This window comes from Aquibacillus rhizosphaerae, from assembly GCF_030282825.1.
GTDB lineage: Bacteria > Bacillota > Bacilli > Bacillales > Amphibacillaceae > Aquibacillus_C > Aquibacillus_C rhizosphaerae.
Genome location: NZ_JASTZU010000012.1, coordinates 175,074 through 201,085, shown reverse-complemented (window position 1 = coordinate 201,085; position 26,012 = coordinate 175,074). Strand labels below are relative to the sequence as shown.

Annotated in this window: 25 protein-coding genes and 1 riboswitch; of the genes, 13 read left to right on the top strand and 12 right to left on the bottom strand. The window is 34.3% G+C overall.

Going from position 1 to position 26,012, the window contains the following annotated elements; translation table 11 throughout:
- A partial coding sequence (locus QQS35_RS02640) for a transposase (protein ID WP_285930212.1) occupies nt 1-714 on the bottom strand: 714 nt, incomplete at its 3' end.
- Nucleotides 715-939: 225 nt separating this feature from the next.
- Nucleotides 940-2,421, bottom strand: coding sequence for a SulP family inorganic anion transporter (locus tag QQS35_RS02635; RefSeq protein WP_407933934.1), 1,482 nt, complete (start codon nt 2,419-2,421; stop codon nt 940-942).
- Nucleotides 2,422-2,784: 363 nt separating this feature from the next.
- Here QQS35_RS02635 and QQS35_RS02630 point away from each other — a divergent pair, with 363 nt between their 5' ends.
- Nucleotides 2,785-3,252 (top strand): YndM family protein, encoded by a 468-nt coding sequence (locus QQS35_RS02630; protein WP_285930210.1) that lies wholly within the window; start codon nt 2,785-2,787, stop codon nt 3,250-3,252.
- A gap of 204 nt (nt 3,253-3,456) precedes the next feature.
- Nucleotides 3,457-4,599, top strand: coding sequence for a glycosyltransferase family 4 protein (locus QQS35_RS02625; RefSeq protein ID WP_285930209.1), 1,143 nt, complete (start codon nt 3,457-3,459; stop codon nt 4,597-4,599).
- 50 nt (nt 4,600-4,649) lie between these two features.
- On the opposite strand, the gene QQS35_RS02620 is transcribed toward QQS35_RS02625, so the two are convergent.
- The 3 genes from QQS35_RS02620 to QQS35_RS02610 all read right to left on the bottom strand — a co-directional run bounded on the left by QQS35_RS02620 (nt 4,650) and on the right by QQS35_RS02610 (nt 8,420).
- Entirely contained in the window at nt 4,650-5,576 is a 927-nt protein-coding gene (locus QQS35_RS02620; protein ID WP_285930208.1) for a M14 family metallopeptidase, read from the bottom strand.
- A 64-nt stretch (nt 5,577-5,640) separates the two neighbouring features.
- Entirely contained in the window at nt 5,641-6,810 is a 1,170-nt protein-coding gene (locus QQS35_RS02615; RefSeq protein WP_285930207.1) for an acyl-CoA dehydrogenase family protein, read from the bottom strand.
- A gap of 377 nt (nt 6,811-7,187) precedes the next feature.
- The gene (locus tag QQS35_RS02610) at nt 7,188-8,420 is read right to left on the bottom strand and encodes a methyl-accepting chemotaxis protein (RefSeq protein WP_285930206.1); all 1,233 of its coding nucleotides are present in this window, start codon (nt 8,418-8,420) and stop codon (nt 7,188-7,190) included.
- Between the two features lie 294 nt (nt 8,421-8,714).
- On the opposite strand from QQS35_RS02610, the gene QQS35_RS02605 reads away from it, so the two are divergent.
- Complete coding sequence (locus tag QQS35_RS02605; protein ID WP_285930205.1) at nt 8,715-9,347, top strand: YczE/YyaS/YitT family protein; 633 nt, start codon at nt 8,715-8,717, stop codon at nt 9,345-9,347.
- Nucleotides 9,348-9,410: 63 nt separating this feature from the next.
- Here the strand turns inward: QQS35_RS02605 and QQS35_RS02600 are convergent, their stop codons facing one another.
- From QQS35_RS02600 to QQS35_RS02580, 5 genes are all read right to left on the bottom strand, one after another.
- Entirely contained in the window at nt 9,411-11,180 is a 1,770-nt protein-coding gene (locus tag QQS35_RS02600) for a methyl-accepting chemotaxis protein (protein ID WP_285930204.1), read from the bottom strand.
- A 408-nt stretch (nt 11,181-11,588) separates the two neighbouring features.
- Nucleotides 11,589-11,945, bottom strand: coding sequence for a response regulator (locus QQS35_RS02595; protein ID WP_285930203.1), 357 nt, complete (start codon nt 11,943-11,945; stop codon nt 11,589-11,591).
- 27 nt (nt 11,946-11,972) lie between these two features.
- Entirely contained in the window at nt 11,973-12,437 is a 465-nt protein-coding gene (locus QQS35_RS02590; protein WP_407933933.1) for a chemotaxis protein CheW, read from the bottom strand.
- Nucleotides 12,438-12,463: 26 nt separating this feature from the next.
- Nucleotides 12,464-12,931 (bottom strand): chemotaxis protein CheX, encoded by a 468-nt coding sequence (locus QQS35_RS02585; protein ID WP_285930201.1) that lies wholly within the window; start codon nt 12,929-12,931, stop codon nt 12,464-12,466.
- Between the two features lie 407 nt (nt 12,932-13,338).
- Nucleotides 13,339-13,803 (bottom strand): chemotaxis protein CheX, encoded by a 465-nt coding sequence (locus tag QQS35_RS02580; RefSeq protein ID WP_285930200.1) that lies wholly within the window; start codon nt 13,801-13,803, stop codon nt 13,339-13,341.
- A 147-nt stretch (nt 13,804-13,950) separates the two neighbouring features.
- Nucleotides 13,951-14,036, bottom strand: a riboswitch (cyclic di-GMP riboswitch).
- Nucleotides 14,037-14,446: 410 nt separating this feature from the next.
- Between QQS35_RS02580 and QQS35_RS02575 the strand changes: the two genes are divergently transcribed.
- The 9 genes from QQS35_RS02575 to QQS35_RS02535 all read left to right on the top strand — a co-directional run bounded on the left by QQS35_RS02575 (nt 14,447) and on the right by QQS35_RS02535 (nt 24,406).
- Nucleotides 14,447-15,400: an ABC transporter permease gene (locus tag QQS35_RS02575; RefSeq protein WP_285930199.1), complete on the top strand. Its 954-nt coding sequence runs from the start codon at nt 14,447-14,449 to the stop codon at nt 15,398-15,400.
- Entirely contained in the window at nt 15,390-16,343 is a 954-nt protein-coding gene (locus QQS35_RS02570; protein ID WP_285930198.1) for an iron chelate uptake ABC transporter family permease subunit, read from the top strand. Before QQS35_RS02575 ends, QQS35_RS02570 begins: the two co-directional genes overlap by 11 nt.
- Entirely contained in the window at nt 16,340-17,110 is a 771-nt protein-coding gene (locus tag QQS35_RS02565; protein ID WP_285930197.1) for an iron ABC transporter ATP-binding protein, read from the top strand. The genes QQS35_RS02570 and QQS35_RS02565 overlap by 4 nt, the downstream gene beginning before the upstream one ends.
- A 224-nt stretch (nt 17,111-17,334) precedes the next feature.
- Nucleotides 17,335-18,396, top strand: a complete 1,062-nt coding sequence (locus QQS35_RS02560; RefSeq protein ID WP_285930196.1) for a siderophore ABC transporter substrate-binding protein — start codon at nt 17,335-17,337, stop codon at nt 18,394-18,396.
- Between the two features lie 381 nt (nt 18,397-18,777).
- The gene (locus tag QQS35_RS02555) at nt 18,778-20,148 is read left to right on the top strand and encodes a methyl-accepting chemotaxis protein (protein WP_285930195.1); all 1,371 of its coding nucleotides are present in this window, start codon (nt 18,778-18,780) and stop codon (nt 20,146-20,148) included.
- A 156-nt stretch (nt 20,149-20,304) separates the two neighbouring features.
- A complete protein-coding gene (locus QQS35_RS02550) occupies nt 20,305-20,925 on the top strand; it encodes an anthranilate synthase component II (RefSeq protein ID WP_285930194.1) in 621 nt (206 codons plus the stop codon).
- The gene (gene pabB / locus QQS35_RS02545; RefSeq protein WP_285930193.1) at nt 20,900-22,639 is read left to right on the top strand and encodes an aminodeoxychorismate synthase component I; all 1,740 of its coding nucleotides are present in this window, start codon (nt 20,900-20,902) and stop codon (nt 22,637-22,639) included. Before QQS35_RS02550 ends, pabB begins: the two co-directional genes overlap by 26 nt.
- Before the next feature lie 166 nt (nt 22,640-22,805).
- Complete coding sequence (locus QQS35_RS02540) at nt 22,806-23,960, top strand: conserved virulence factor C family protein (protein ID WP_285930192.1); 1,155 nt, start codon at nt 22,806-22,808, stop codon at nt 23,958-23,960.
- A 17-nt stretch (nt 23,961-23,977) separates the two neighbouring features.
- On the top strand, nt 23,978-24,406 hold the full coding sequence (locus QQS35_RS02535; RefSeq protein ID WP_285930191.1) for a BrxA/BrxB family bacilliredoxin: 429 nt from the start codon (nt 23,978-23,980) through the stop codon (nt 24,404-24,406).
- Between the two features lie 61 nt (nt 24,407-24,467).
- Here the strand turns inward: QQS35_RS02535 and QQS35_RS02530 are convergent, their stop codons facing one another.
- Nucleotides 24,468-24,728 carry an alpha/beta-type small acid-soluble spore protein gene (locus tag QQS35_RS02530; RefSeq protein WP_285930190.1) on the bottom strand — a complete coding sequence of 87 codons (261 nt, stop codon included), beginning with the start codon at nt 24,726-24,728 and terminating at the stop codon, nt 24,468-24,470.
- Between the two features lie 28 nt (nt 24,729-24,756).
- Nucleotides 24,757-25,014 (bottom strand): hypothetical protein, encoded by a 258-nt coding sequence (locus QQS35_RS02525; protein WP_285930189.1) that lies wholly within the window; start codon nt 25,012-25,014, stop codon nt 24,757-24,759.
- Nucleotides 25,015-25,479: 465 nt separating this feature from the next.
- On the opposite strand from QQS35_RS02525, the gene QQS35_RS02520 reads away from it, so the two are divergent.
- Nucleotides 25,480-25,746 (top strand): hypothetical protein, encoded by a 267-nt coding sequence (locus QQS35_RS02520; RefSeq protein WP_285930188.1) that lies wholly within the window; start codon nt 25,480-25,482, stop codon nt 25,744-25,746.
- Nucleotides 25,747-26,012 lie beyond the last annotated feature (266 nt).

Sequence of the window (26,012 nt, the reverse complement as noted above, 5' to 3'; positions counted from 1 at the left end):
CCAATACACTTGGCGCATGAAGTGAAACCGGTCAGCAATAATTAATGGATTACCCAATGCCTTACGTACAGCTTGCTTGAAAGACTTTGACAAATCCATCACCACAATCTCCGTCTTACTGGTATCACAGGACTGTAAATAGGACTGTATTGTGTCTACTTTTCTATCGGATAACACATCCACAATTTCTTTATTCTCTACATCTGCGATGACGGTTTGAAACTTTTCCCCACCTGCATCACCCTTGAATTCGTCAATAGATATAGCTCGCGGAAGAACTTTTGTAGTTTCGATTTTATGTCGATTAAATAAGCGCAATAATCGATTTGTCGTCATCCCTGTTAACTGAGCTGCAGTAGTAAAAGAACCAACAGCCGTATAAGTTAACGCAGTCGTCTGCACCACATTTGTACACCGCTGATAGCGATCCACCATCTGTAGTTTTTCGTAAAAGGTATGGTTACAATTCACACAGAGGTATCGTCTTTTGCATAAGGAAATTTTCAAGGATCTATTAGACATAATTGATCCCTGGATTTTCTGGTTGCGATAACCATGAACACGTTTCGTTTTCGTACTACAAAACGGACACTTCTGTTTTTTGACTTTTGTCCGCAATTCCACCAACAAATAGTCGGATTGATCACTGAAATCCCATACATCAACATGCTTGTCTTTAATCCCTAACATTTCTATGATAAAATGATTTTGCACTCTTTCCCTCTCCTTTTTCCTTTTGTCTCAACAACTTTAGGTTAACAAAAGAGAGGGGAATGAGTGTATTTTTTTGTTTTTCTTTTGTCCCTTGATAGGACTGAGGACACCACCACATTCAGTATAGAGCCAATATTTTTATATAATATCTAAAAAACAAATGAATTAAAAAAACCTTCAAAAGGAATATTATTGTTCATTCCTTCTGAAGGCTTTTTATATGATTTAATGATTTGCTAATTTTGCATCTGGCTTGTCATAAACAGCTCTTTTTTCAATTAGTATTGAGCTTTCTTTGTTGAGACCAATTACATTTACTTCTTTTCCATTCTCTTTGTATTTAAGAACTATTTTATCAATCGCTCCTACAGCAGAATCATCCCATAAATGCGCTCGACTCAAATCTAATTCAATATAATTAACATCTTCTTTAAAGTTAAATGATGCAACAAGATCTGTTACAGAAGCAAAAAATAATTGTCCAGTTATTCTGTATATCTTCTTATTACTTCCTTCAACCATTATACTTTTCACATCTAGTTTTGAAATTTTAGAGGCAAAGAAAATTGCACTTAAAACCACACCTGCTAGAACACCCTTAGACAAATCGTGCGTATAAACAACCGTCCCAACAGTTACTATCATCACAATCGCATCCGTTTTTGGCATTAAATGAAGCGTCTTTAATGAACTCCAATCAAAGGTACCTATCGACACCATAATCATTACACCAACTAGTGCCGCCATAGGTATTTGAACGAGTAAGTCATTAAAAGCCAAGATTAATACCATAAGAAAAACCCCTGCAGTTAAAGCAGACAATCTACCACTACCACCGGACTTAACATTAATAACTGACTGCCCAATCATTGCACATCCAGCCATGCCGCCAAAGAAACCAGAAACAATATTAGCAATCCCTTGTCCTTTAGCTTCCTTATTTTTATTACTTTCTGTATCTGTCATATCATCAACAATTTGGGCAGTTAAGAATGATTCTAACAAGCCAACAATTGCAAGAGCCAAAGAAATCGGAAAAATAATTGCTAACGTTTCAAAATTCAATGGAATACTAGGCAATAAAAACATTGGTAATGCTTGTGTTAATTCTCCCATATCTCCTACAGTTCGAACCCCACTCCCAGAGTAGATAGCAATAATTGTAATTACAACTATAGCTACTAACGGAGCAGGAATTACTTTTGTAAACCTCGGTAAAATATAGATAATGGCTAAAGCACCAGCTACCAGAGCATACATCTGCCATGACTCACCAACAAAGTGATCTAATTGCGAAGTGAATATTAATATAGCTAAGGCATTAACAAAGCCAATCATAACTGAGCGTGGAACAAACTTCATAAACCTTGCTAATTTTAGCGCACCCATTATAATTTGTATAATTCCAGTAAGAATAGTTGCTGCTAATAAATATTGTAATCCGTGCTCAGCTACGAGCGTAATCATTAATAGTGCCATTGCACCAGTGGCAGCCGATATCATTCCAGGCCTCCCACCTACAAATGCAATAACGACTGCAATACAAAAAGATGCATATAACCCTACCATTGGGTCAACACCAGCAATAATGGAAAAGGCAATTGCTTCAGGAATTAGCGCAAGTGCCACGACATGGCCTGCAAGTATATCTCCTTTAACATTACCGAACCATTCTTTTTTCATTGTTGCTATATCCAATTCGAACATCTCCCCTTGTTTATTGAAATATTCATTTAATTGTAGGACACTGTGAAAAAATTTGGATTTTTTCTAACAGAGGGCCACACTTAAATGAATATATTTATTTTATGACTTTCAACTCTCATGAAAGTCGGACCGTTTATGACAAAAAGTATCTTACCATATGTTATTTAAATCCCAAAGTACGATGTAAGCGCACGTCATTGGCGTTTAACTTCAATTTCCTTCAAATATCTTAAAATTAATCTTTTTTTCAAAAATAGTATTTTATAATCAAATAAAATGTTTTCCCAAAATTCCTTACTTCTTCTGACTAATTCAACTTATTTTACAAACAATAAGATTAATTAAAGCGGAAGGTGGTAGGAAATGAAACATATAAAAGCCATTGGAATTAAATTCATCGTAATTAGCATTGTACTCTTTTCAATTCTCGCAAGTTTTTATACAGCAACCTTAACTGATATCCTTTTGTTAAGTGTACTTATTACTGGTGTTGCATATGTAGTAGGGGATTTGTATATCTTGCCACGTTTCGGAAATTTAGTTGCTACAACTGCGGACTTCGGATTATCTTTTTTCGCAATCTGGGTATTAAGTAATTTATTATTTCTAGCAGATTATGGTGTTGTAACAGCTTCTTTTTTTAGCGCAGTTTTAATTAGTAGCTCTGAAGCGTTGTTCCATATCTATATGCAAAATAAGATATTAAATCATCAAAAAGATATGTATATAGATCGCAAAAGTACCATGGGAAATTTACAAACGGAATTTGCCGAAGAAAACCCTAATAAAGATATTATTGAATTGAACAAGGAAGACAATAAAGAGGACTAGCTCATTAAAGGCAGGATTCCGCCTGCCTTTAATGAGCCATACATTTACATAATACACCAAATAGGAGGATTCGAGGATTTTCGTGGTAGTTCTAACTGATGCACATGCACTCTTTACAGTAACTTTACTTCAATAAGGTCGTTTTTTACATTTATTCTTTATATCCTTATAGTAGAATCTTTATTCTATCGAGGAGTGATAAATGTGAATATTGCGATTTTCACCGATACCTACACACCAGATGTAAATGGTGTAGCAAAAACACTAAAGAGGTTCACAGACTACTTAGAGAGTAATGGAGATAATTACAAAGTTTTTGCTCCTAAGAGTGCGAAGTCGATTAACGAATCTGATCATATTTATCAACATACTAGTATTCCATTTCTTCTTTATCCTGAGTGTCGTTTTTCCATTCCTAATTTGCTTCACGTAAAGGCTGAGCTAAAACAATTTGAACCTGATATTATTCATGTGGCTACTCCTTTTAGTATCGGTTTATGTGGAATGCATTACGCTCAGAAGAACAATGTTCCATTGGTTGGTTCGTATCATACTGATTTCGATAAATATTTAGAATATTATAAACTAGGCAAATTATCGAATGGGTTGTGGAAATACCTCAACTGGTTTTATAAACCAATGGAAAAAATTTTTGTACCATCAATGGATACTCTACAGCACTTGAAAATCCGAGGATTTGATCAATTAGATATTTGGGAAAGAGGAGTTGATTCTAACTTATTCCACCCTAACTACAATATAGAAGATTTACGCAATAAATATCAAATAAAGGAAAAGTTTATTCTTTCTTATGTTGGAAGACTCTCCCCTGAAAAAGACATTGATTGCCTCACAAGTATAATAAATTCACTTCCTTCTGAATTGTCTAATCAGATTCATTGGTTAATCGTAGGTGATGGACCATCAAAAGAAGAACTTAAAAACCATATAAGGCAACCAGTAACTTTCACAGGATATTTACATGGTGAAAATTTAGCGGAGGTTTATTCCTGCTCAGATTTATTTGTATTTCCTTCCTCTACAGAAACATTTGGTAATGTTGTTTTAGAATCTTTGTCTTCAGGAACACCTGTAATTGGAGCAAATGCTGGTGGAGTTAAGAATATTATTGAACACAATAAGCAAGGGCTATTATGTCCACCTAACCATGTACCAAGTTTTGTTCAATCGATTGTAAGTACCCTTGAAGATGAATCAAAAAGAAAAAAAATGTCCTTTACAGCAAGAGAATATGCGAAAAGTAAAACATGGAATAATATTTTTAATTTATTACTAATAAATTATCAAGCTGTAATTTCACAAGAAACCTTGAAAAAGCATGCGTGAAGTAAAAATAAAGCGAGTAAAGAGCAACCTATAAATTGCTCTTTATCGCTTTATTTTTTTATAAGAAGGGCCTCACTAGCAAGTAGCAGACCAATCTCCCTATTATCATTCCAAATTTTATCATAATTCTTTAAAGGAACAGGTCTTGGTCCTACTAACGGTGATATCTCAGGTGTAAAACCTGGTCTCTTTATAAAGTCTAAAAACCAATCCGTGAATCCACCTCCACTTGGATTCGGTCCAGGATATACTAATTGATAGCCAGTTTTTTCACTTATCTTTTCTGCAATTCTCTTTGTTGTTTTTAATAACTCGCCTTTACTTTTATACTTCCAAAATAGTTCTTCTCCTGAAGAGTGATAAGCTACGGCAATTTTAAAATCATGGTGAAGTGTAAAATTATAAACTGCCTTTGTCTCTGGCTCACTTAAAGGTGAAGGGCCTTTATACATCATTGGTCCCGGCCTTGTAACATTATCGTCAAGTGTTGCCCATCCGGCAGGATATTGACGGTTTAAATCTACTCCACGAATATTTGCTTTCCAAGAGGAGTAATCATGATTATAATTATTTAACTTTAATACTTCTTCAGGCTTTTTTGCACTACTATGACCTTTTTGTACAAGGGTCACACCGTCGGGATTTACCATTGGAACAAACCAAATCGAAGCTTCTGTTAATATATCGCCAGGAAAATAATCTCCTATTTTAGTATGATTAACGAAAGATTCACAGTAGTCCTCAATCATGTTCATCAACAAATTAGTTGTAAGCCACTCTCTCGCATGGTGGGAACCATTCATAAAAATTTCTGTTTTTCCTGTCCCTACTCTCAGAGCATAAATTTTCCTTCCATCTACAGAATTCCCAATTCTTTCACTTAAAATGATATCCGTATACTTTTTTTCTAACTTTATAATGTCTTCCTTCATTTGTTCATACGTATAGATTTGTTTCGGGTTCACAATAATAGCCAAAACCCCCCCTTCTTCACTCTCCTTTTTACTATACGAGAAAAAGATTGGGTGTATAACCAAATAGTTACGGACCTTCTTGTAATGCACGCCCAGCAAGTAAGTTTATGACCATATCATCCATCGGGGGATTATGTAAACCAGCTCTTACATCACGGTAATATTGTTCAAAAGAAAACTTTTTGGAAAGACCTCTTCCCCCAACAATTCGCATCGCTAAATCAACTACCTCATTGGCTAAATTAGTTGCTGTTGTTTTTACTGCAGCAAGTTCTGGTCCAAGACTGTCCCTCTTTTCAGGATATTGGTCCCATTTCTCAGCAATTGCATACATAAAATAACGAGCCTGCATTAACTTTAAGTCCATTTCTCCAATTTTTTGTTTAATATGAGCCACCTCAGAAATAGGCGTCTTTAAACTATTGGGTTGAAAGTTTTTTGCAAAGTTTATAGCATCATTTCTTGCAGCAATTGCAATTCCTAAATAACAAGCGGGAATATGTAATAACCAACCTTTTGGAGAAGGTTTACTATTTCGGTTATTCACTTCAACTAATAAGTCGTCTGATAAACTGACGTTCTCTAACACAAGGTCATCACTTCCTGTGCCTCTCATCCCTAGTGTATCCCACGTATGTTCAACACGAATTCCTTCTGTTCCTTTTTTAATTAAAAAAGATCCAACCGTATCTATATCTTCAACATAGGCTGTAACAATATAATAATCCAATACACTTGCCATAGTAGTAAAGGTTTTTCTACCATTGAGAATATAATGATTCCCATCACGTACAGCACGAGTTTCTGGAATTCCTCCCCTTGTTGGACTTCCCGTTGCTGGTTCTGTTGCTGCTCGATTGATAACAGCTTTATTTTCATTTATTTCCTTGGCAATCATAGAGAATTTATCAGGGGACCATAACGTTTGTTCACTTAGTTCCATTACAATTCCCATATGCCAACCAATCGATAAAGAAGTGGCACCATCACCTTCTGCTAGCTTCTCTTGTAATAAAAGCAATTCGTAAAGACTTAATGCCTCTCCTCCATGAGCTTTAGGTAATGTTAATGAAACATACCCCTCTGTTTTTAAATCATGTAAATTATCTAAAGAGAATGTAGCATGTTTTTCTCCATCCGCTACTCTTCCCTTCACTTTGACTGCTAGCGTTTCAGCAATAGTAAACAAATTCTGTTGTCGTTTATTTTTTATGAAAGGTTGAAACAGATCTGACATGATAAAGACCTCCTATTTAATCGTTACTTACATGATACAGTAGCTTTTTATGATATTCCACTTCCACCCATTTTTTGAACAAAAGTGCAGGGCGCCTTCGAAACAAGAAAAAAACATGTTTCTGTGATGCCTTTCTTTGTAGCATTCCTTTGTGCTCACCCTAGGGCAATTAAGACAAACATCTATCTGATGCTCTTTACCACATAGATGTTTGTCTCTGGTAGGCGCTGAAGCTGGACGTGGCACATGCAATAGTCAGTTACCCACTGGACACTAAATCTATAATTTCCTTGCTAAAAAAAGCGATAGAGCTATTATTTCGCTCTACCGCTTTTATGGTTAGACTATTATATTAAAGCTCACAAAAGAATCTAAAATTATAACTGAAGTTGACTCATTATTTCTTTTAAACTCTTTTGTCCATTCTGAATTTCTTCGACAGAACCTGTTAATTGCTCAGAAGTAGTGGCCACTTCCTCAATCCCAGCAGCAGCTTCTTCAGATACTGAAGCAATGTTAGTTATAGAATCATTTATAGTTTTAGTATTATCCAGAACATCATATAGTGAATTTGAAACCATTTCTATTTCTTTTCCAATATTGTTAATAATTACATTTAATTGATTAAAGGTATCACCGGTAGTAGCGATTTGATTAGAGCCTTCGGTAACAGCATCATATCCTAGTTCCAAGGTTTCAACTGCTAATTTAGATTCTGTTTGGATACCATTTGCGGTTGTAGTTATATCTGTGATTGAATTACTTACTTGTTCAGCCAATTTACGTACTTCATCCGCAACAACAGCAAATCCACGACCTTGTTCACCTGCTCTCGCTGCCTCAATTGCAGCATTTAAAGCAAGTAAATTTGTTTGCTCAGCAATTTCTTGAATTACTGTAACTAATTGTGTTATTTTCAAAGTCATATGATCCAAACCTTGCACCTTTTCTAATGACTGCTTAATTGTTTCATCTATAACTTGCATCTTTTCTATCGATTGATTCATCAGTTCCGTGCCTTGTTCTGTGATTGATAACATTGATTTTGATTCCGATTTAATATTTTCCCCGTTCGTAACTACATTCATAATGGTTGTCGTAAATGCTTGCATTGTTTCAGTCAATGAAGACGATGCATTTGCTTGTTCCTCAGCCCCACTAGACAGCTCTTTCATTGTAGTCACAATTTGATTACTTCCTGATACAAGACGTTCTGTAGATAATTCGAAATTATCACCTTGATTGGTAATATGGTCGGCAATTGATGAAATGTATTCAAACACTTCGACTTTTTTCTCATTTAAGATATGTACATATTCATTTATTTCATCTAATTCTTTTAAAACAGTGGCAGCATCTGTCATAGATACTACTTTATCACTGGCAGTCTCTTTAATTCTCGTATTAATATTATTTATTTGTTTCACTAGTTTCTTTGAAGATAGAAAAGCAATTACAATACCTATCAATACGAAAGCTAACAATAGTACATAATAATAAATTGGAGTAGATCCATCACCTGTAATAAAAAATACACTGATACATACGGCCAAAAGGTTGATTAAAATTACTAATCCAAAACTCATTGTCAAACTTGATTTTATTTTCATTTCATCTCTCCTAGTTAAGTTAAATATATATTGTTTATATCGGATTGCCTCTAAAATAGTTAACTAGATTTAACATTTCTTTTAATCACTCACAGTAGTTCCTTTCCAAACTTATCTTTGTTATAGTATGATAATATGTCTGCTAGTTGAGTCCATTTCATAATTACCTTATTCAGTCATCTACGACAATATATAGTTTGAAAATGGTTTTATCCACCCATACATTGTTGTAGGTGACGACAAAATTGATATTAGGAAATTGATTAAGTTAGTTTTAGAAAGGAAAAAACTATCATGCGATTGTTTCACGAAGGTTTCCATTTTTATATCTGTGGAATTTTAATACTTACACTTGGAATAGCACTTACCATTCAATCTCAGTTAGGTGCCTCGCCATTTGATGCTCTTCTTGTGGGACTCCACCGAACATTCGGTTTAACGATTGGAAGCTGGGAAATTGTTGTCGGGCTAACTATGGTTCTTTGTAATTCAATTGCCGAGAAAAAAAGACCTGAGTATTATGCATTGCTAACTTCATTCATTACAGGAGCAGGCATTGATTTTTGGCTGCTATTAATAAATAATTGGATTGCTCCTGAAGCTTGGATGGGTCAATATATCAGTTTGACCATTGGAATTTTATTAACTGGAATTGGTGTAGCAACATACTTACAGTCAACATTTGCTCCAAACCCTCTAGATCGTTCCATGTTAATTATTTCCCGTTTAACCGGATGGAACATGACTTATTCTAGAGCTTTTATTAGCATTATTCTTGTTATATTAGCTTTCTTTTTCAATGGTGCGATTGGCATTGGCACCTTAATTAATGCACTTGTAACTGGTGCGCTTATAACAATCTTTTTGCCTTATATAAAAGCGATTTATGATCGACTGTCTGCACGCCATAATACACTATCATCTTAGATTGTAGTGCTGATAGTCTTAAAACAAAAAATCCGATCAACATTATCTGATCGGATTTTCCTACTATAACTTGAGCTTAAATCTAGCAATTAAACTATTAAGTCTCTCAGTTAGAGATGCTAGTTCATTTGAACTTGTTGCGACTTCCTCCATCGAACTACCTGTTTGTTGAACAGATGCAGATGTTTGTTCAATTCCCGCTGCGGATTCTTCTGATACTGCAGCAATTTCCTCAACAGCTTTATTCATATCTTCACTGTTAGAAGCTATTCCAGATAAATTGGTAGAAATAGTTTTTATTCCTTCTGCCATCTCTATTAATGATTGATTGATTTGTTCAAACGTATCACCGGTCGAAACAATTTGACTCATTCCACCTTCAACTTCTTTATATCCTACGGTCAATGATTCTGTAACACTCGTTGTCTCATTTTGAATACTCTTTACTATTTGTGTAATATCAGTAACAGACAATGACACTTGTTCCGCTAACTTCCTTACTTCATCTGCTACAACAGCAAATCCTTTACCATGTTCACCTGCTCGAGCAGCCTCTATAGCAGCATTAAGTGCTAACAAATTAGTTTGATCTGCAATATCTTTAATAACTCCAACTAATTTTGTTATTTTTTGCGATTGTTGATCTAACCCTTTAACTTTTACCACTGCATCCTGGACAATTTTATCGATGGTTCCCATTTGGCTAATGGATGAATCCATCGATCTTTTTCCTTCATCAGAAAGTCCAATCACATGCTGTGATGATTTGTAGATAATTTCTCCACTATCATTTGCTTGATGTATCTTTTCTGTAAAATTTGTCATTGACGTAGCTAGTTCACTAGCATGGTTAGCCTGTGAATCAGCACCGGATGATAGTTCCTGCATGGTAGAAGCAATTTGGTTGCTTCCTTCTTTTACTTCAATTGTAGCTAATGTTAACTGCCCACTCTGAGTTGAAACAGATTCAGAAACATCACTAATTTCTGCGATAAGCACTTTTAAATTTTGATTCACTTTATTAGTGGCGTTCACTAAAACCCCTATTTCATCGCTAGCATTGGACACCAGCGGCTCGTTACTTAAATCACTATTTGCAATCAAATCCATTCGCTCACTTACTCTTTTTATTGGCTTAGAAATCATATTCGAAACTATAATTGCTGTTATTAGACTTATTAATACTACTAGAAATGAGATAATTATTCCTGAAAAAAATGACGAATTAGCTAAGGTAATTAGTTGATTTCCTCTATTTATAATAGAAGTTTCTCTACTGTCAACTAATTGACGATAACCTCTCATTAGTCGATCCGAGAACAAGTTAACCGTCTTAAGGTTTTGTCTTGCCAACTCTTCATTGCCACCATCATATACCTCGAACACTTTATTTCGCAGGAAGTTTTCTAAGATGATATTCTGTTCAACTAAATCCTGAATTTCTTCAGATTCACTAGATTGCAACATTTCTTCTTCTAATAGTTTACTCTCTTCTGTAAGTTTGTTAAAACGATCTAAATCACTACCGTGACCAAACAAAATATATGCTCTTGCTAAACTTATCCGTTCTGTAATATTGTTCAGCAACTTTTCATCAGCTAATAGCATAGGAAGTTCTTCATTAATAATAACTTCCGCACTGTTTTTGTTAGAGTTTTGCGCAATTGAAATAATTACCCCTAAACAAATTACAAAAATAATAACGATAGAAAATCCAAATAATATACGAGCTTTTATACTTTTAAACCTAATTATCTTTCTTTTGTTTTTCCCATTATCTTTGTTAACCTTTTCTTTTCGATTCATCCTTATTGATTTAACAAGTTTTTTCATTTGCCACACCTCTTCCTTTTCTTTACGAATAGAAGCTTAACCATTATGAAATCGCTATCATCTTTTTGGTTAACCTTTTCATATAGGTAAATACGTTTAGAAAGCCCAATTCTATTACTTGACCCAATACATCATTACCTTATTCAGCCATCCGCAACAATAAATGGTAGGGAAGCGTTTTCAAATGACTGTATACTGTTGTGATGGAATTTAAATTAGTATTATAAAATTGATGATTACCTTTAAAAAAGAAAAATTCAAGCAGCCTACTCAAACCCCGATAAGCTTAAGACAAACACCTATGTGGTGCTATTCACCTCATAGATATTTGACTTAAACCCTAGAAGGGGGTAGGCGCTTGAGCTAAAAATCTCTAATTTTTTTTGCCTTCTTATCTTTTTATATTATCTAAAAGATTTTAGCTAATGCTTGTTGAATTCTTTCTTGGTCAAATGGTTTAACAATAAAATCCTTAGCACCAGCTTGGATTGCTTCTAGAACCATTTGTTGTTGGCCCATTGCAGAACACATTACCACTGTAGCGTTTGGATCAATGCTTTTGATTTGCTTAACTGCCTCCACACCATTCATCTCTGGCATTGTAATATCCATTGACACCAAATCAGGTTTTAATTCCTTATACTTCTCTACAGCAATTTGCCCATTTTCAGCTTCTCCAACAACCTCATGCCCTAAAGATGTAAAAATATTTTTTAATTGCATTCTCATAAAAGCAGCATCGTCTGTTACTAAAATTTTCGCCATACTGTACCCCCGAGTAAAAGTTTTCTATTATGATTCAATCGTTTCCTTAACTTCTTTAATCTCTCTATAATTTAATACATTTTCTAGATCTAGTAAAACTAGTAATCTGTTTTCTAATTTAGCTACTCCTTGTAAATAAGTAGATTCAACCCCATTCATCATTTCCGGAGTGTCCTCAATAATGCCAGCATCAATATCTATAACATCTGTTGCGGAATCCACTATTAAACCTACTTGAACATTTTCATCGACACTTGCAATAAGTACTCTTGTTTGTTCCGTATGTTCTGATTCTTTCATGTCTAGCCTCTTTTTAAGATCAATGACAGGGGTAACTTGTCCTCTAAGATTTATTACTCCTTTAATAAAATCTGATGTTTGTGGAAGTGCCACAACATCTTGTAATTTTTCAATCGATAGGATTTGGTGAATATTTGCACCATATTCCTGGTTGTTTAATTGAAAAATTATAATTTTAACTGTATTATCCATCATATTTCCTCCTCAGTTCATTTAAATTATTGATTTAACGTTAAACTCAATTTAACTTCTCCTAGAGAGGGATAGGTAACCGTTACTAATAAAGCTCTCTTAAATCCAGTCAACTTTACATCTCCATTTAAAACTGTTGGATGAGTAATATCAGTATTAATCCCACTTTCGGCTACGTGTGTAGACAAACTTCCTGCAATCATATTCCCCAACTCACCAGAAAAAGAATCTAGCATTTCTTCTGATAAAGGCATACCAAACATCGCTTCTCCTATTTTACCAAATAATTCAGGTTCTGCTTGGACAATTAGTTCTCCCTTTATATCCCCAGTAAATCCTATTAATACGCCAAACTTCACATGTAGAGGTTTTTCCGATAATTGCGGACCACCTATTGTAGGTTCGATAGGTATAACATTTTTTACGGATTTAATTGTTCCATTATAAATTTCTTTAATAATCTGATTGATGTTGATCTCGTTAGTTGTAGTCAATCTTGTTACCCCCTTTGAATATGAAAAAAAACAGCAGCAATATCAATTGCTTAAATATAATCAGTAGTCATTCATGTTAAATCTCTACTATATAATTTATCGGTCATTTCTAGTACTTTTGTAATATTATTTTAAAGATTATCTTTATTTTCGACAAAAATCAACGAAATACGCTATTTTTATAGAAACTACACCTTAATACAATTGAATACTTCAATATTATTATTTAAATATAAATTCTTAGTTAACATGAATCATTTGCATCTTCTTCCGGCTAATTATTTGATTGTTGATTAGTATTATTTCTTCTAATAACATTATTCAATTATAATGCTAAGCAATCGTTGGAAGATTGTCAGAACTGTTATTCTTATAAGATGGGTATACTTTTTAAAAAATAACTACAGTCAATTTACTAGTAAGTGAATATCCATATCACCCATAGATGGATATGTTACCGTTACTAATAATCCCTGGTTGAACCCTCTAAGGTTTGCATTTCCATTAAGTACCGTTGGATGCGTGATATCCGTATAAATACCATTTGAGGAAAGACTAGTTGATAAACTTCCAGCTAACATATTACCCAATTCGCCGGTGAAGGAATTTAATATATCGTTTGTTATGGGCATACCGAACATCGCTTGTCCAATTAAACTAATTACATTTGGTTGAGCATGAAGTATTAACTTACCTTCTAAATCACCAGTAAAACCAATTAAAACTCCAAATTGAATATCAATAGGTGCTACTGTAACTTTTGGATTCCCGATTTTATGCTCGTTAGGTATAACAGTCTTAACCGAATGAATGGTTCCATTATACAACTCTTTTATCATTTGATTGCTCGTTAGCTTTTGATCACTAGTCATTATGTTTTCCCTCCCACTAAAGTGCTACATCCAAATCAACCCAAACCTTTATACCATGAATACAGATTTATATAATTTACATAATAATCCACGAAATACAAAAAGCTATTTCTAAATTAATAGAAATAGCCAAACAACAGGAAATTACTTGGTAGCCAGGCGATCATAATCCATAAGACCTTAGACCCTAAGCTTTGCGTCCTACCTTTTCAGGAAGTTTGCCTTTTTCTCATATACCATATTTAATTGTGTATTATGCACTACCTACATAATACCTATTATTTTGACAAATTTCAACACGGATTCGAATAAAATGAAAGTAATTTGCTATATTTCAACTAGTCTCAATGGACTTCAAAGTAAATAATCCCCTCTCATTTAATAGTTCTTTGACCTATGTCTGGTAATCTCACTGAAACTACATTTTTTCCCAGTCACTTATGCATTTTCACAAGGACACTTAATTTCTTAACGAATTTTTGATAAATGAGGAATATGATTTATTAATTTTCCATTTTGTACTTATTATATTGTCGAACTCTTGTTGACAACAAATTCATCTTTGATTATAATTTACGCACACTTAGAATGATAATCATTTTCATTTACATTCTGTGAATACAATAAGTAACGAGGATTACATATGAAACTGTGGATTTTAATTACTGCTACTATTATTCTATCTTTTATATCGCTATTTATTGGTGCAATTGATATTAAGATTAGTAACTTGTTAGATTTAAATTCTGACGAAGCACATATTTTCTTTGTTAGCCGTGTACCCAGGTTAATAGCAATAATCCTGGCAGGAGCAGGAATGAGCATTGCCGGGCTTATCATGCAATCATTAAGTCGCAACAAATTTGTATCTCCAACTACTGCTGGTACCCTTGATGCAGCTAAACTAGGAATTTTAATTTCTATGTTATTTATTACAAACGTTACATACACACAACAAGTAATTTTTAGTTTCGCCTTTGCTCTAGTTGGAACCTTAGTCTTTATGCAAATTCTTAATAGAATTAAATTTAAGGATGCGATTTTTGTTCCGTTAATCGGGATTATGTATGGAAATATTTTGTCGTCCATTACAACATTCTTTGCTTATGAAGCAGATCTTATTCAAAATATATCTGCATGGTTAATGGGCAGTTTTACCTTAATTATATCTGGTCGTTATGAATTGTTGTATATTAGTATTCCTGCCATTATTTTAGCGTACTTGTATGCGAATAAATTCACCGTCGCTGGAATGGGTGAAGATTTTGCGAAAAATTTAGGGTTAAGTTACAAATTAGTTTTAAATATTGGACTTATTCTTGTTGCAGTTATTGCTACAACAGTAGTCCTAACTGTAGGAGTCATTCCTTTTTTAGGTCTGATTGTTCCAAATATTGTATCGATATATCTGGGGGACAATTTACGCAAAATCATCCCCCATACAGTTTTCCTAGGTATTGTTTTCTTACTAATATGTGACATTATAGGTCGTATTATTATTCATCCGTATGAAATCCCAGTCAATGTCACAGTGGCAGTAATCGGTAGTGCGATCTTCTTAATTATGTTATTTAGGGGGAGAGCATATGCGAAATAGGACAAAAATAATATTTTTATTTATTTTAGCGGTGATTAGTATCTTACTATATGGTTTTTATGATATTAAAGGTGGATTTGATTATGCTTTCCCTAGACGAATGATTCGTGTAGCGGCCATGATTATTACTGGTGTTGCTATATCCTATGCAACTGTTGTGTTCCAAACAATTACACAAAACCGGATTTTAACACCTTCTGTAATGGGAATTGGCTCTATGTATGAAGTAGTTCAAACAGTAATTTATTTCTTTGCAGGGTCCATGTCTATCTGGATTATAAATAAATATTTAAATTTTGGTGTGGCATTAGTAGCTATGGTAATATTTGCTCTTTTACTATATCGTTTTCTATTTCGTGCAGATAAATATCCAATTTTTCTATTATTGTTAATTGGTATGATTATCGGGACACTTTTAGGAAGCTTAGTATCCTTCATGCAAGTATTAATTGATCCAGTTGAATATCTTGGACTTCAATCACTTTTATTTGCTTCTTTTTCAAAGGTGAAAGCAGAGCTGTTGTATATTGCCATGGGCATTGTGTTACTCTCGCTTATTTATGGTTCCTTCATAATGAAAAAACTCGATGTAATGTCACTGGGACGTGAAAATGCAATTAATTTAGGTATTAATTATGACCGGTTGGTGATGAATATTCTCATCTTATCATCTGTTTTAATTGCTACATCTACTGCATTAGTAGGTTCCATTACATTTTTTGGTTTAATTGTCGCCAATTTATCCTATCAATTTTTTTCAACATATAGGCACTCAATCCTAATTATCGGAGCTAGCTTGTTCAGTATTACTGCATTAGTTGGTGGTCAATTTATTGTGGAGCATATATTAGAATTACGCACAACCATTAGCGTCATCATTAACTTCGTTGGTGGTATTTACTTTATTTACTTATTACTAAGGGAAAGTAGGTCTACTGCATGATAGAAATTAAAGGGTTAACAAAACAATTTAATAAAAAGACTGTCGTTGACGATGTATCTGTATCCATTCAACCAGGTACAATCACATCGTTCATTGGACCAAATGGTGCTGGTAAATCAACACTTTTATCTATGGTTAGTAGATTATTAGATGCAGATACAGGAGAAGTACTACTCGATAAAAATAATGTAAAAAAGTGGAAATCCACAGAATTCGCTAAACGAGTTTCCATTCTAAGACAAGCAAACTTTTTAAATGTTCGTTTAACTGTCCGTGAATTAGTTTCATTTGGACGGTACCCTTATTCAAAAGGTCGCTTAACTGCTGAAGATAATAAGTTTGTTGAACAAGCGATGGAATATATGAATTTAATGGATATGCAAGATCAATTTTTAGATGAATTATCTGGTGGACAAAAGCAACGTGCTTTTATTGCAATGGTTATTGCACAAGATACCGATTATATCTTACTTGACGAACCTTTAAATAACTTGGATATGAAGCATTCTGTCCAAATCATGAAAATATTACGTAAACTTGTTAATGAATTAGGAAGAACAGTTGTTATCGTGTTACACGATATTAATTTTGCATCTGTCTATTCTGATAATATTGTGGCATTAAAAGATGGTAAACTTGTCAAAAATGGACCTACAAATGAGATTATTAATCCAGAAGCTTTACGTGAAATATATGATATGGATATTCCAGTTCAAGAACAAAATGGCTGTCGTATTTGTGTATACTTTAATTCTCAAACACCATAATATAGTCACTTTTAAAAGAGCCCCAAGAAGAAGCACATAAGATGCTCCTCCTTGAGGCTCTTTTAAAATAAAAAAATGACTATACTTTTACTACTTTTTTTACAAAAAAAGAAAATACTGAAAAAAGTATTGACGAGAATCATTTTCAACTATACAATGATAATTGTTATCAATGATAATGATTATCATTATTGAAAAATACATAACTAAGGAGAGGTACAATTATGAAAAAATGGCAAATTGCTATTTTACTTTTAGTTTTTGCATTAGTGCTTGCTGCATGTGGTGCTAATGAAGAAAGTGAGGAAGCTTCCGCAGCTGAGGATCAAACAGAACAAAACGAGGCAACAGAAGGTGAAGGTTCTGAATCAGAGGAAGCAGCAGAAACTGAAACTTCCGCTTATCCAATGACCATTTCACCAACTGTTACAGAAGTTGAAGGAAGAGATGGCACTTCATTTAATTTTGCAGAAGTAGAATTTGAAGAACAACCTGAAAACATTATTGTGTTTGATTTTGGATTTTTAGATACTCTAGATGCACTAGGTGTTGAAGGGATTACAGGGGTTGCTAGTGGTGGAAACTTACTGCCTGCTCATTTAAAAGATTATGAATCAGATGAATATACAAACGTTGGTAGCTTAAAAGAACCATTACTTGAGGATATTGCTGCTTTAGAGCCAGATGTAATTTTTATCTCTGGTCGTCAATCAGCATTCTATGACCAATTGAAAGAAATTACTCCGAATGTTGTTTACATTGGTACTACGCAAGATGACTATTGGAATTCATTCTTAGAATCTGTAGATATCGCAGCTAAAATGTTTGGTAAAGAAGCAGAAGCAGAAGAATATCTAGCTGAATTTGACTCCGCTTTAGAAGAAGTAAAATCTTTAGCTGAGGGACACGAAACAAGCTTAGTAACGATGTACAATGAAGGAAGTTTATCAGGTTTTGCATCGAATTCACGTTTTGGTTATCTTTATGATGTATATGGATTTCAACCTGTAACAGATGATATTGAAGCATCATCTCATGGATCTAATTTCGGCTTCGAAGCAATTTTAGAATTTGATCCAGAAGTATTATTCGTTATCGACCGTACAGCAGCGATAAATGGCGAATCAAATATTGATGCTGATATGGAAAATGAGATTATTCAGAAAACTACTGCTTATAAGAATGATCAAATCGTCTACTTAGATGGCGGACTATGGTATTTAAGTGGTGGTGGCTTACAATCCGAACTTGATAAGATTGAAGAAGTTATAGAAGCATTAAAGTAAATATAGGATGCAAAGGAGCTGCCCTGGATAGTCAGAAGAAGAACTGACATTTAGGGCAGTTTTTTATATTATTTATCCTAATTGAGTCAATTTCATAATTATCTTATTCCGTAATCTACAACATTATATTGTTCGGAAACGGTTTTATCCTACTAAGTATTGTTTTAGGTGACGACAAAATTGGCATTAGGAAATTAATTAAATTACAAATCAATTCAAAAATTGTTTTTTAAAACTTAACCGCCCCTCTTAGCTCTTTGTTAAAAGGTAAAAAAATGCAACTTAATCATACCATATTAAATAAAATCAAATTAATTATAAAATTCTAACAATTCATGATATAATCATGTTAACTAACTTTACATACGAGGTGGATTATACATGTTTTTACTAAAGACAAAAAGAAACGTAAAAGAAATCGAACTTAATAACAACTCTAATATTAATGGTCAATTACAAGTAGCTGCTGATCAATTAAAAGGGATTGTGGAACAAATGAAGTTGGCTGCTGTTTCACTTAATCATACTTCTACTTCCAGTAAAGATAGAACAGTAGACTTAAAGAACCATAGTGAGAAAACAATGGACTATACCATACAAGTGTCTGAAAAGATGAGTGAAATTGAATCATCAGCTGTTAAGATTTCCACCGTTTCTGAAGAGATACATGAAAATAGTCAAACCTCTTACCAAGAATTAATGAACTCCTTAGGCTCCTTAGACATGCTTCACGACAAAATGGATTCACTTTTAAAAAGCCACTACACACTTATTACACAAATGAATCAACTAGAAACGCACTCCCAAGAAATAAATAAAGTAATTGATACAATTGGTGCGATATCCCAACGAACTAGTATTCTAGCATTAAATGCTACCATAGAGGCTGCGAGGTCTGGAGAAGAAGGAAAAGGTTTTGCAGTTGTTGCAAATGAAGTAGGGAATCTCGCAAACCAAACATCTGAAGCAGTAACACAGACAAGAAGTAACTTACAGTTGATCCAAGATGAAATTTCACGTACGACTAACATGGTGAATGACGAGACTGTGCAAGTAGAAGATGGTTCCAATCAATTAAAAGATGTTATCAAACTTCTTAACTCCTTCAAATCTAATCTTGAAACCATTACATCCATGGTGTCAAACTCAACTCAAGCTGTTGGGGAACAAACAGGCAGTGTGCAAGAGATCGCAGCACTGTTAGAAGAAATATCCAATATGTCTATAAAAAATAAAGATCATGTGTACAGTGTTACATTAGATATGGACGAACAGTTTAAGAGCAGTGAAGAAGTACTATCCATTAGCGAATCATTGACAAGCACATCGAATGCACTACAAGAAATTATTAAAAGTGATGAAAATATTGCCGAAATTCAAGTGGATGAAACAGTTGTACAAGCGATATCTGAAGAAATTACAACATTATTGGCTAAGGAACCTTTATATCAATTAAACCAAGAACATCACGCATCTCTTCTCCATGCGTTTTTTGAACGACATACCGATATGGAAGCAGTCTGGTCAAATCGTAAGGATGGTACATTTGTTTACTCTAATCCACCTGCAGGACTCGTAAATGCAAAAGCTCGTCCATGGTTTATGGAAGCAATGAAAGGAAAAGCATACATGTCAGACGTATATATTTCTGCTCTCACGAAAAATATCTGTATCTCCCTTTCTTATCCCGTTTATAAGGATGAAGAAATTGTTGGAATGATTGGAGTTGACTTGGCTATTAACAAAGGATAAAAATCTTGCCATACCGTCCATTTACTTGGATGGTATTTTTTGTTTATATCCCTTTGTAACGTTTATAATAATAATCCCAACAAACTAACTAGATGCTTTCCAAAACCATTCAGGTTATAATGGAATTTATGAGTTTAACATAGAAGGGTGAAAAAAATGATTGTTATTATTGATAATTACGATTCCTTTACTTATAACTTAGTGCAGTACTTTAAACAAATAACTACAGATGTATTAGTATTTCGTAATGATGAAACATCTGTTGAACAAATACAAGAACTAGACCCTGATTTAATTGTTTTATCACCAGGCCCTGGAGATCCAACTGAATCGGGCATTTGCCCTGACGTTGTCGATTATTTTTACAGAGACACAGCCATTTTGGGTGTCTGTCTTGGATTCCAAGTCATCGTGCACTATTTTGGTGGTAAGGTAGAAAAGGGAAAAAGACCTATGCATGGAAAAGTAACACTGATGAACCATGATCAACAAGGTATCTTCAAAGAGTTACCTAGTCCATCTAAAATCACCCGTTATCATTCATTAGTTGCTTCACCTAAACACATTCCAGAACAAATACAAGTAAACGCAACTGCTGTAGACGGAGCCATAATGGGTGTTCGTCACGTACGATTTCCCACAGAAGCCATCCAATTTCATCCAGAGTCCATTTTGACTGAAAATGGTTTTAAAATGATACAGAACAGTTACGAGCTAGCAATCAAATGGAAACATAATCGAGGTGAAAAACATGGAGCAACCCTATCTTCTTTATGAATTTTTGAATAGCTCTGGTGAGAACACTCCCTATTTGTTCACGAAACCTATCCAAGTATATAAAGCCCACCAACTTGATGAAGTAAAGTCGGTGTTTTCTAGCATGGAACAAGCAATAAATGATGGTTATTATGTTGCAGGCTTTGTATCCTACGAAGCAGCACCAGCATTCGATCATCACTATAGCACGCATCCTAATAGTAATCTTCCACTCCTATGGTTCGGTGTATTCGAAAAGCCATCCAGATTTGATGAAATGAAGAGAGAAATTGATTATCATGTATCCAACTGGCATTTAACTTCAAGTTTTGAGGAATACCAAGCAGGGATCAATAAAATTAAAGGCGCCATCGAAGCTGGTAATACATATCAGGTAAATTACACCGCTCGATTAGAAGCTGAATTTTACGGAGATGATTTTTCTTTTTATCGACAACTAACAAGAAATCAACAGTCTTCGTATAATGCATATATAAACATCGGCAACTATCGTATCTTGTCTGCATCACCAGAATTATTCTTTCACGTTAAGAATAACGGTATAACCACGAAACCAATGAAGGGAACTGCAAAACGCGGGCGGTTTCTAGAAGAAGACCAAGTATATAAAGATCAACTACGTTACTCTGAAAAAGACCAATCAGAAAATCTAATGATTGTTGATCTTTTAAGAAATGATATTGGAAGAATAGCAAAACCCGGAACTGTCACTGTTCCGAGATTGTTTGAAATTGAGTCTTACCCAACTGTTCATCAAATGACTTCTACGATTACTGCTGCGCTCCAGGATAATACGACGATTTTAGATTGGTTTAAAGCATTGTTTCCTTGCGGATCGATTACTGGTGCTCCAAAAATTAAAACAATGGAATATATTGCTGAACTTGAGCAAACACCAAGAGAGGTTTATTGTGGCGCCATCGGGTTTATTACTCCAGAACGAGAAGCGATATTCAACGTACCAATTCGAACCGTTACGATAGACAAATCAGCACGAAAAGCTATCTATGGTGCTGGTGGTGGGGTGACTTGGGATTCTACTGTAATAGGGGAATATGAAGAGCTGTTAACAAAGGCTCGTTTACTTACAGAAAAACGAAAAAAGTTTCAATTACTAGAATCGTTGCTACTTGAAAACGGAGATTATCCACTACGTGATTATCACATGAAGCGTCTGAAAGCGTCAGCTCAGTACTTTGGTTTTTCATTAATCGTGAAAGATGTTGAACAAAAACTAGATAAGCTTCCACATCAGTATCCAAAAGGAACGTACAAAGCTAGGCTACTTGTTGGAAAGAATGGGGAAATCATAATAGAAGCTCACCCCGTAAAGGCATTGGTCCACCCTGTAAACTGTTCACTTGCTCACGAGCCAATTGACGATCAAAACCCGTTTCTTTTTCACAAAACCACCTATCGCGATATGTATGATCAACATAAGGATGATCGATTTTTTTCTACATTATTATGGAATAAAAAAAGGGAAATAACCGAGTTTACCATTGGAAATCTCGTTGTAGAATTAAATGGAGAATTTTTCACTCCACCTATCGATTGTGGTTTACTCGCAGGGACATATAGACAGTATTTATTGGACAACCGCGTTATTAAGGAAAAGGTAGTTAAGAAAGAGGAATTAATGACTTACGACCGAATTTGGTTTATTAACAGTGTTCGTGGTTGGGTAGAAATAAATATTCCGCTTAAAGACTAGGGGTGGCCTGGCGTATCGTTTTCAATATGCGGCCCCTCTTTTCGTTGAGCCACCATTTGTTTGTCAGAAGATATTTTATTGCCTTTACAAAATTCAACAAAATGGAATATGTCCATTATATTTGTTAAAATCAACTCTAAGCATAACTAATAAGGGGGGACCACTATTGAAGATTATATCCATTGAGCCAACACCTAGTCCTCATTCCATGAAAATCAATCTAAACGAAACATTACCTGATAACCAAACAATGAACTACAAACAAGGTGATGATTTATCAAGTGCACCAACATATATACAGTCTTTATTCGAGATTGAAGGTGTAAAGGGAATATACCAAGTAGTAGACTTTATTGCTTTAGAACGTCATCCTAAAGTGGCCTGGGAAGTTATTCTTCCGGAAGTACGGCGAACTCTTGGTTCGGAAGAAGCTAATCTCCATGAAATCACTAACGTAAAGATGGTACAACCTTCTGATGAGGCTTTCGGTGAGGTAAAAGTTCTCATACAGATGTTTAGGAATATTCCGATGCAAGTAAAGCTTGATGATGGTAACGAAGAAAAGCGATTTGGTTTACCGAAAATATTCATGAATGCTACCATGGAGGCATCTGCTGCTTCTCCCAATTTCGTCATGGAAAGAAAATGGGTAGAACAGCGTCCAAGGTACGGTGCTTTAGAAGAGATTGGGAATGATATAGTAGATGAACTATCTGCCAGTTATGATCAAGACCGTCTAAACCAACTAGTAAAAATAGCTTTAGATAACAATAGCGAATCAGCAATCGAAAAGGCTGCTCCTGAAGAGCAAACCCCTCTTTCCGTACTCGATCACGAGGATTGGAAGGTAAGATATGCTGCGCTAGATCATATGGAGCCTTCCTATGAGAAGCTACCATTCTTAGCAAAAGCTTTAAACGATGAAAAAGCATCGATACGAAGACTCGCAACTGCTTATTTAGGAATGATTGAGGAGCCCGAGGTTCTTCCATACCTATACAAAGCACTAAAAGACAATGCTGTAACGGTTAGAAGAACTGCAGGTGATTGCTTATCTGATTTAGGTTTTAAAGAAGCAATGCCAGAAATGATTGTATCTTTGAAGGACCCCAATCGTTTGGTTCGTTGGCGCGCAGCCATGTTTTTATACGAAATTGGCGACCGAACAGCGATTGAAGCATTAACATCTGCAGCAAATGATCCAGAATTCGAAGTCCGTATGCAAGTCAACATGGCACTAGAACGAATTGAGGGTGGAGAAGCTGCAAAAGGGTCAGTTTGGCATCAAATGACCCAAGCAACAAAGAAAAAGAGCAAGTAATACTAGGAGGATTTATAATGAACCCATATGATCAGTATATGAAAGAAATTGCACAACCAATGCGTAATGAATTAACTGAGGCTGGATTTTCAGAACTTACTACACCTGAACAAGTTGATGAATTTGTTACATCTATGAAGGGAACATCTTTAGTTGTTATAAACTCTGTATGCGGATGTGCAGCAGGTCTAGCAAGACCTGCTGCCAAGCTTTCTTTGGAACAAGAAAAGAGACCTGAAAAATTAGTTACTGTCTTCGCAGGACAAGATCGTGAAGCAACGTCAAGAATGAGGGATTATTTTGAAGGAATACAACCTTCTTCACCATCAATGGCGTTAATGAAAGATGGAAAAGTACTTCATTTTATTCCACGTGAAGAAATTGAGGACTTTGAAGTTGAAGAAATAGTAAATAATCTTATCCAATCCTATAATAAGTATTGTTAATAACCTTAAGTGCGGTTTAGATGTCAAACATCTAAACCGTTTATTTTTTTATAGTCTAAAATCATAAATCTTTATTATTAATTAAATTTGCTTTTGCCATTTTTATCATTTCTTTAACCATACTCCCCCCAATTTCACCACCGATTTTCCCAGCATCTTTTGCTCTTATATTTCCATTATATCCTTTGTTGAAATCTATCCTTTGTTCTTTTGCAACTTCATACTTAGCGTTATTACTATCACCTACATTAGAGACTTTTGCTTTTAATTCATCTAATCCCTTTCTAGCTTCTGGAACTATTATTTTATTATTTCTGGACATTAATTTCACCTCTTTTTAACAGTTTCTACTAAATAATTTCTTGTATTTTCTGCAAATCAACAATTAATTGATGAACTTCATTCGAATTTAATAATAATGGTATTTGATCGTTAATAGTTAGGGTACAGGATTCATTCTTCTCACTATAATGGGACAAATAAGAATGAAGTTTTTCTAATTGCTGTTTTGAAATGTTGGATTGAGTATTTAAATGCTTTACCTTCGTTAAATAAAATTCATGCTGTAGCAAATCACTTTCCCCACTGAAAATGTTACCCTCAAACATAATTAGATTGCTCCTTTTTTATTAGTATTCCATGGCTCAGTGCCTATTATTTATTTAAATATGGACATTTTGATGAATTTGAGTAAAAAAAAGAACCCTAATGTAATATTAAGTAGTTCCGTTTCGGTGTAGAAAAAAACCACATACCAAATAAGAGATCAAATCACATAGTAATTCGGTCTCTATTACATGTTGTTATATCAAGTATGCTAATTATGGTTCTATTTGGGTTGTTATTTGGTATGTAAATTTGGAAAGATAGTTATAGTGTTCAAAAGATAACTCGCTAACCTAAGTAAGCCATTTTTATGAAGATAAATGGAAATTTTATGTTAATATTAATTATATAGATCGTGATAAATTGCACTTATACGATCAAAGCAGAATTGTGTGATAAAGAAGTGATGAAACTTTTTATCAAAGTTACCGTATTTGTTATAGATAATTCATTTAGGAGGCAAAGTATTGGGAATTATACTCGATTTGTTAAGTATTTTTGTTAATTCACCTTTTCGAAAGGTCAACGAATCAGATATAGGTAGAAATATAAAAGAACTAAAAAAACATCAATGGTTCAGAAACTACCTTAATGAAGAAAAACATAGGGAACTAATCATTCACAATAAAGATGTCCGTCAAGTTATTGGGAAATTCAAAAGTGAAAAACTTGATAGGGATTATTATCAAGAAAAGTGCCAAAAAAAATTAAAAAAAGTTTCACTAAAAAACTAAATGCTATCGCCTAAAGATAAAAGTTTGTGCAATGAGATTCTTAAACGAAGGGTGCAAGAGTTGAATTTATTTTATAATGTAAAACACTAAACTAACGGGAATGTTAGTTGAACAAGACAATATAAAAAAAACAAACACTTGGACATTAAAATGTTCAAGCGTTTTTTGGGTTCTATTTTACTGTTATTTGCAGTGCTAATTGTAGTGATTTTTAGCGTAATAATTACACTATTTTTCTCATTTTCTCCACAGTATCGAACTACTTA

Coding starts and splice junctions, on each gene's coding strand:
- QQS35_RS02635 (WP_407933934.1), bottom strand. CDS start 2,421: ATGTTCGAATTGGATATAGCAACAATGAAAAAAGAATGGTTCGGTAAT.
- QQS35_RS02630 (WP_285930210.1), top strand. CDS start 2,785: ATGAAACATATAAAAGCCATTGGAATTAAATTCATCGTAATTAGCATT.
- QQS35_RS02615 (WP_285930207.1), bottom strand. CDS start 6,810: ATGTCAGATCTGTTTCAACCTTTCATAAAAAATAAACGACAACAGAAT.
- QQS35_RS02610 (WP_285930206.1), bottom strand. CDS start 8,420: ATGAAAATAAAATCAAGTTTGACAATGAGTTTTGGATTAGTAATTTTA.
- QQS35_RS02605 (WP_285930205.1), top strand. CDS start 8,715: ATGCGATTGTTTCACGAAGGTTTCCATTTTTATATCTGTGGAATTTTA.
- QQS35_RS02600 (WP_285930204.1), bottom strand. CDS start 11,180: ATGAAAAAACTTGTTAAATCAATAAGGATGAATCGAAAAGAAAAGGTT.
- QQS35_RS02595 (WP_285930203.1), bottom strand. CDS start 11,945: ATGGCGAAAATTTTAGTAACAGACGATGCTGCTTTTATGAGAATGCAA.
- QQS35_RS02590 (WP_407933933.1), bottom strand. CDS start 12,437: ATGGATAATACAGTTAAAATTATAATTTTTCAATTAAACAACCAGGAA.
- QQS35_RS02580 (WP_285930200.1), bottom strand. CDS start 13,803: ATGACTAGTGATCAAAAGCTAACGAGCAATCAAATGATAAAAGAGTTG.
- QQS35_RS02575 (WP_285930199.1), top strand. CDS start 14,447: ATGAAACTGTGGATTTTAATTACTGCTACTATTATTCTATCTTTTATA.
- QQS35_RS02570 (WP_285930198.1), top strand. CDS start 15,390: ATGCGAAATAGGACAAAAATAATATTTTTATTTATTTTAGCGGTGATT.
- QQS35_RS02565 (WP_285930197.1), top strand. CDS start 16,340: ATGATAGAAATTAAAGGGTTAACAAAACAATTTAATAAAAAGACTGTC.
- QQS35_RS02560 (WP_285930196.1), top strand. CDS start 17,335: ATGAAAAAATGGCAAATTGCTATTTTACTTTTAGTTTTTGCATTAGTG.
- QQS35_RS02555 (WP_285930195.1), top strand. CDS start 18,778: ATGTTTTTACTAAAGACAAAAAGAAACGTAAAAGAAATCGAACTTAAT.
- QQS35_RS02550 (WP_285930194.1), top strand. CDS start 20,305: ATGATTGTTATTATTGATAATTACGATTCCTTTACTTATAACTTAGTG.
- pabB (WP_285930193.1), top strand. CDS start 20,900: ATGGAGCAACCCTATCTTCTTTATGAATTTTTGAATAGCTCTGGTGAG.
- QQS35_RS02535 (WP_285930191.1), top strand. CDS start 23,978: ATGAACCCATATGATCAGTATATGAAAGAAATTGCACAACCAATGCGT.
- QQS35_RS02530 (WP_285930190.1), bottom strand. CDS start 24,728: ATGTCCAGAAATAATAAAATAATAGTTCCAGAAGCTAGAAAGGGATTA.
- QQS35_RS02525 (WP_285930189.1), bottom strand. CDS start 25,014: ATGTTTGAGGGTAACATTTTCAGTGGGGAAAGTGATTTGCTACAGCAT.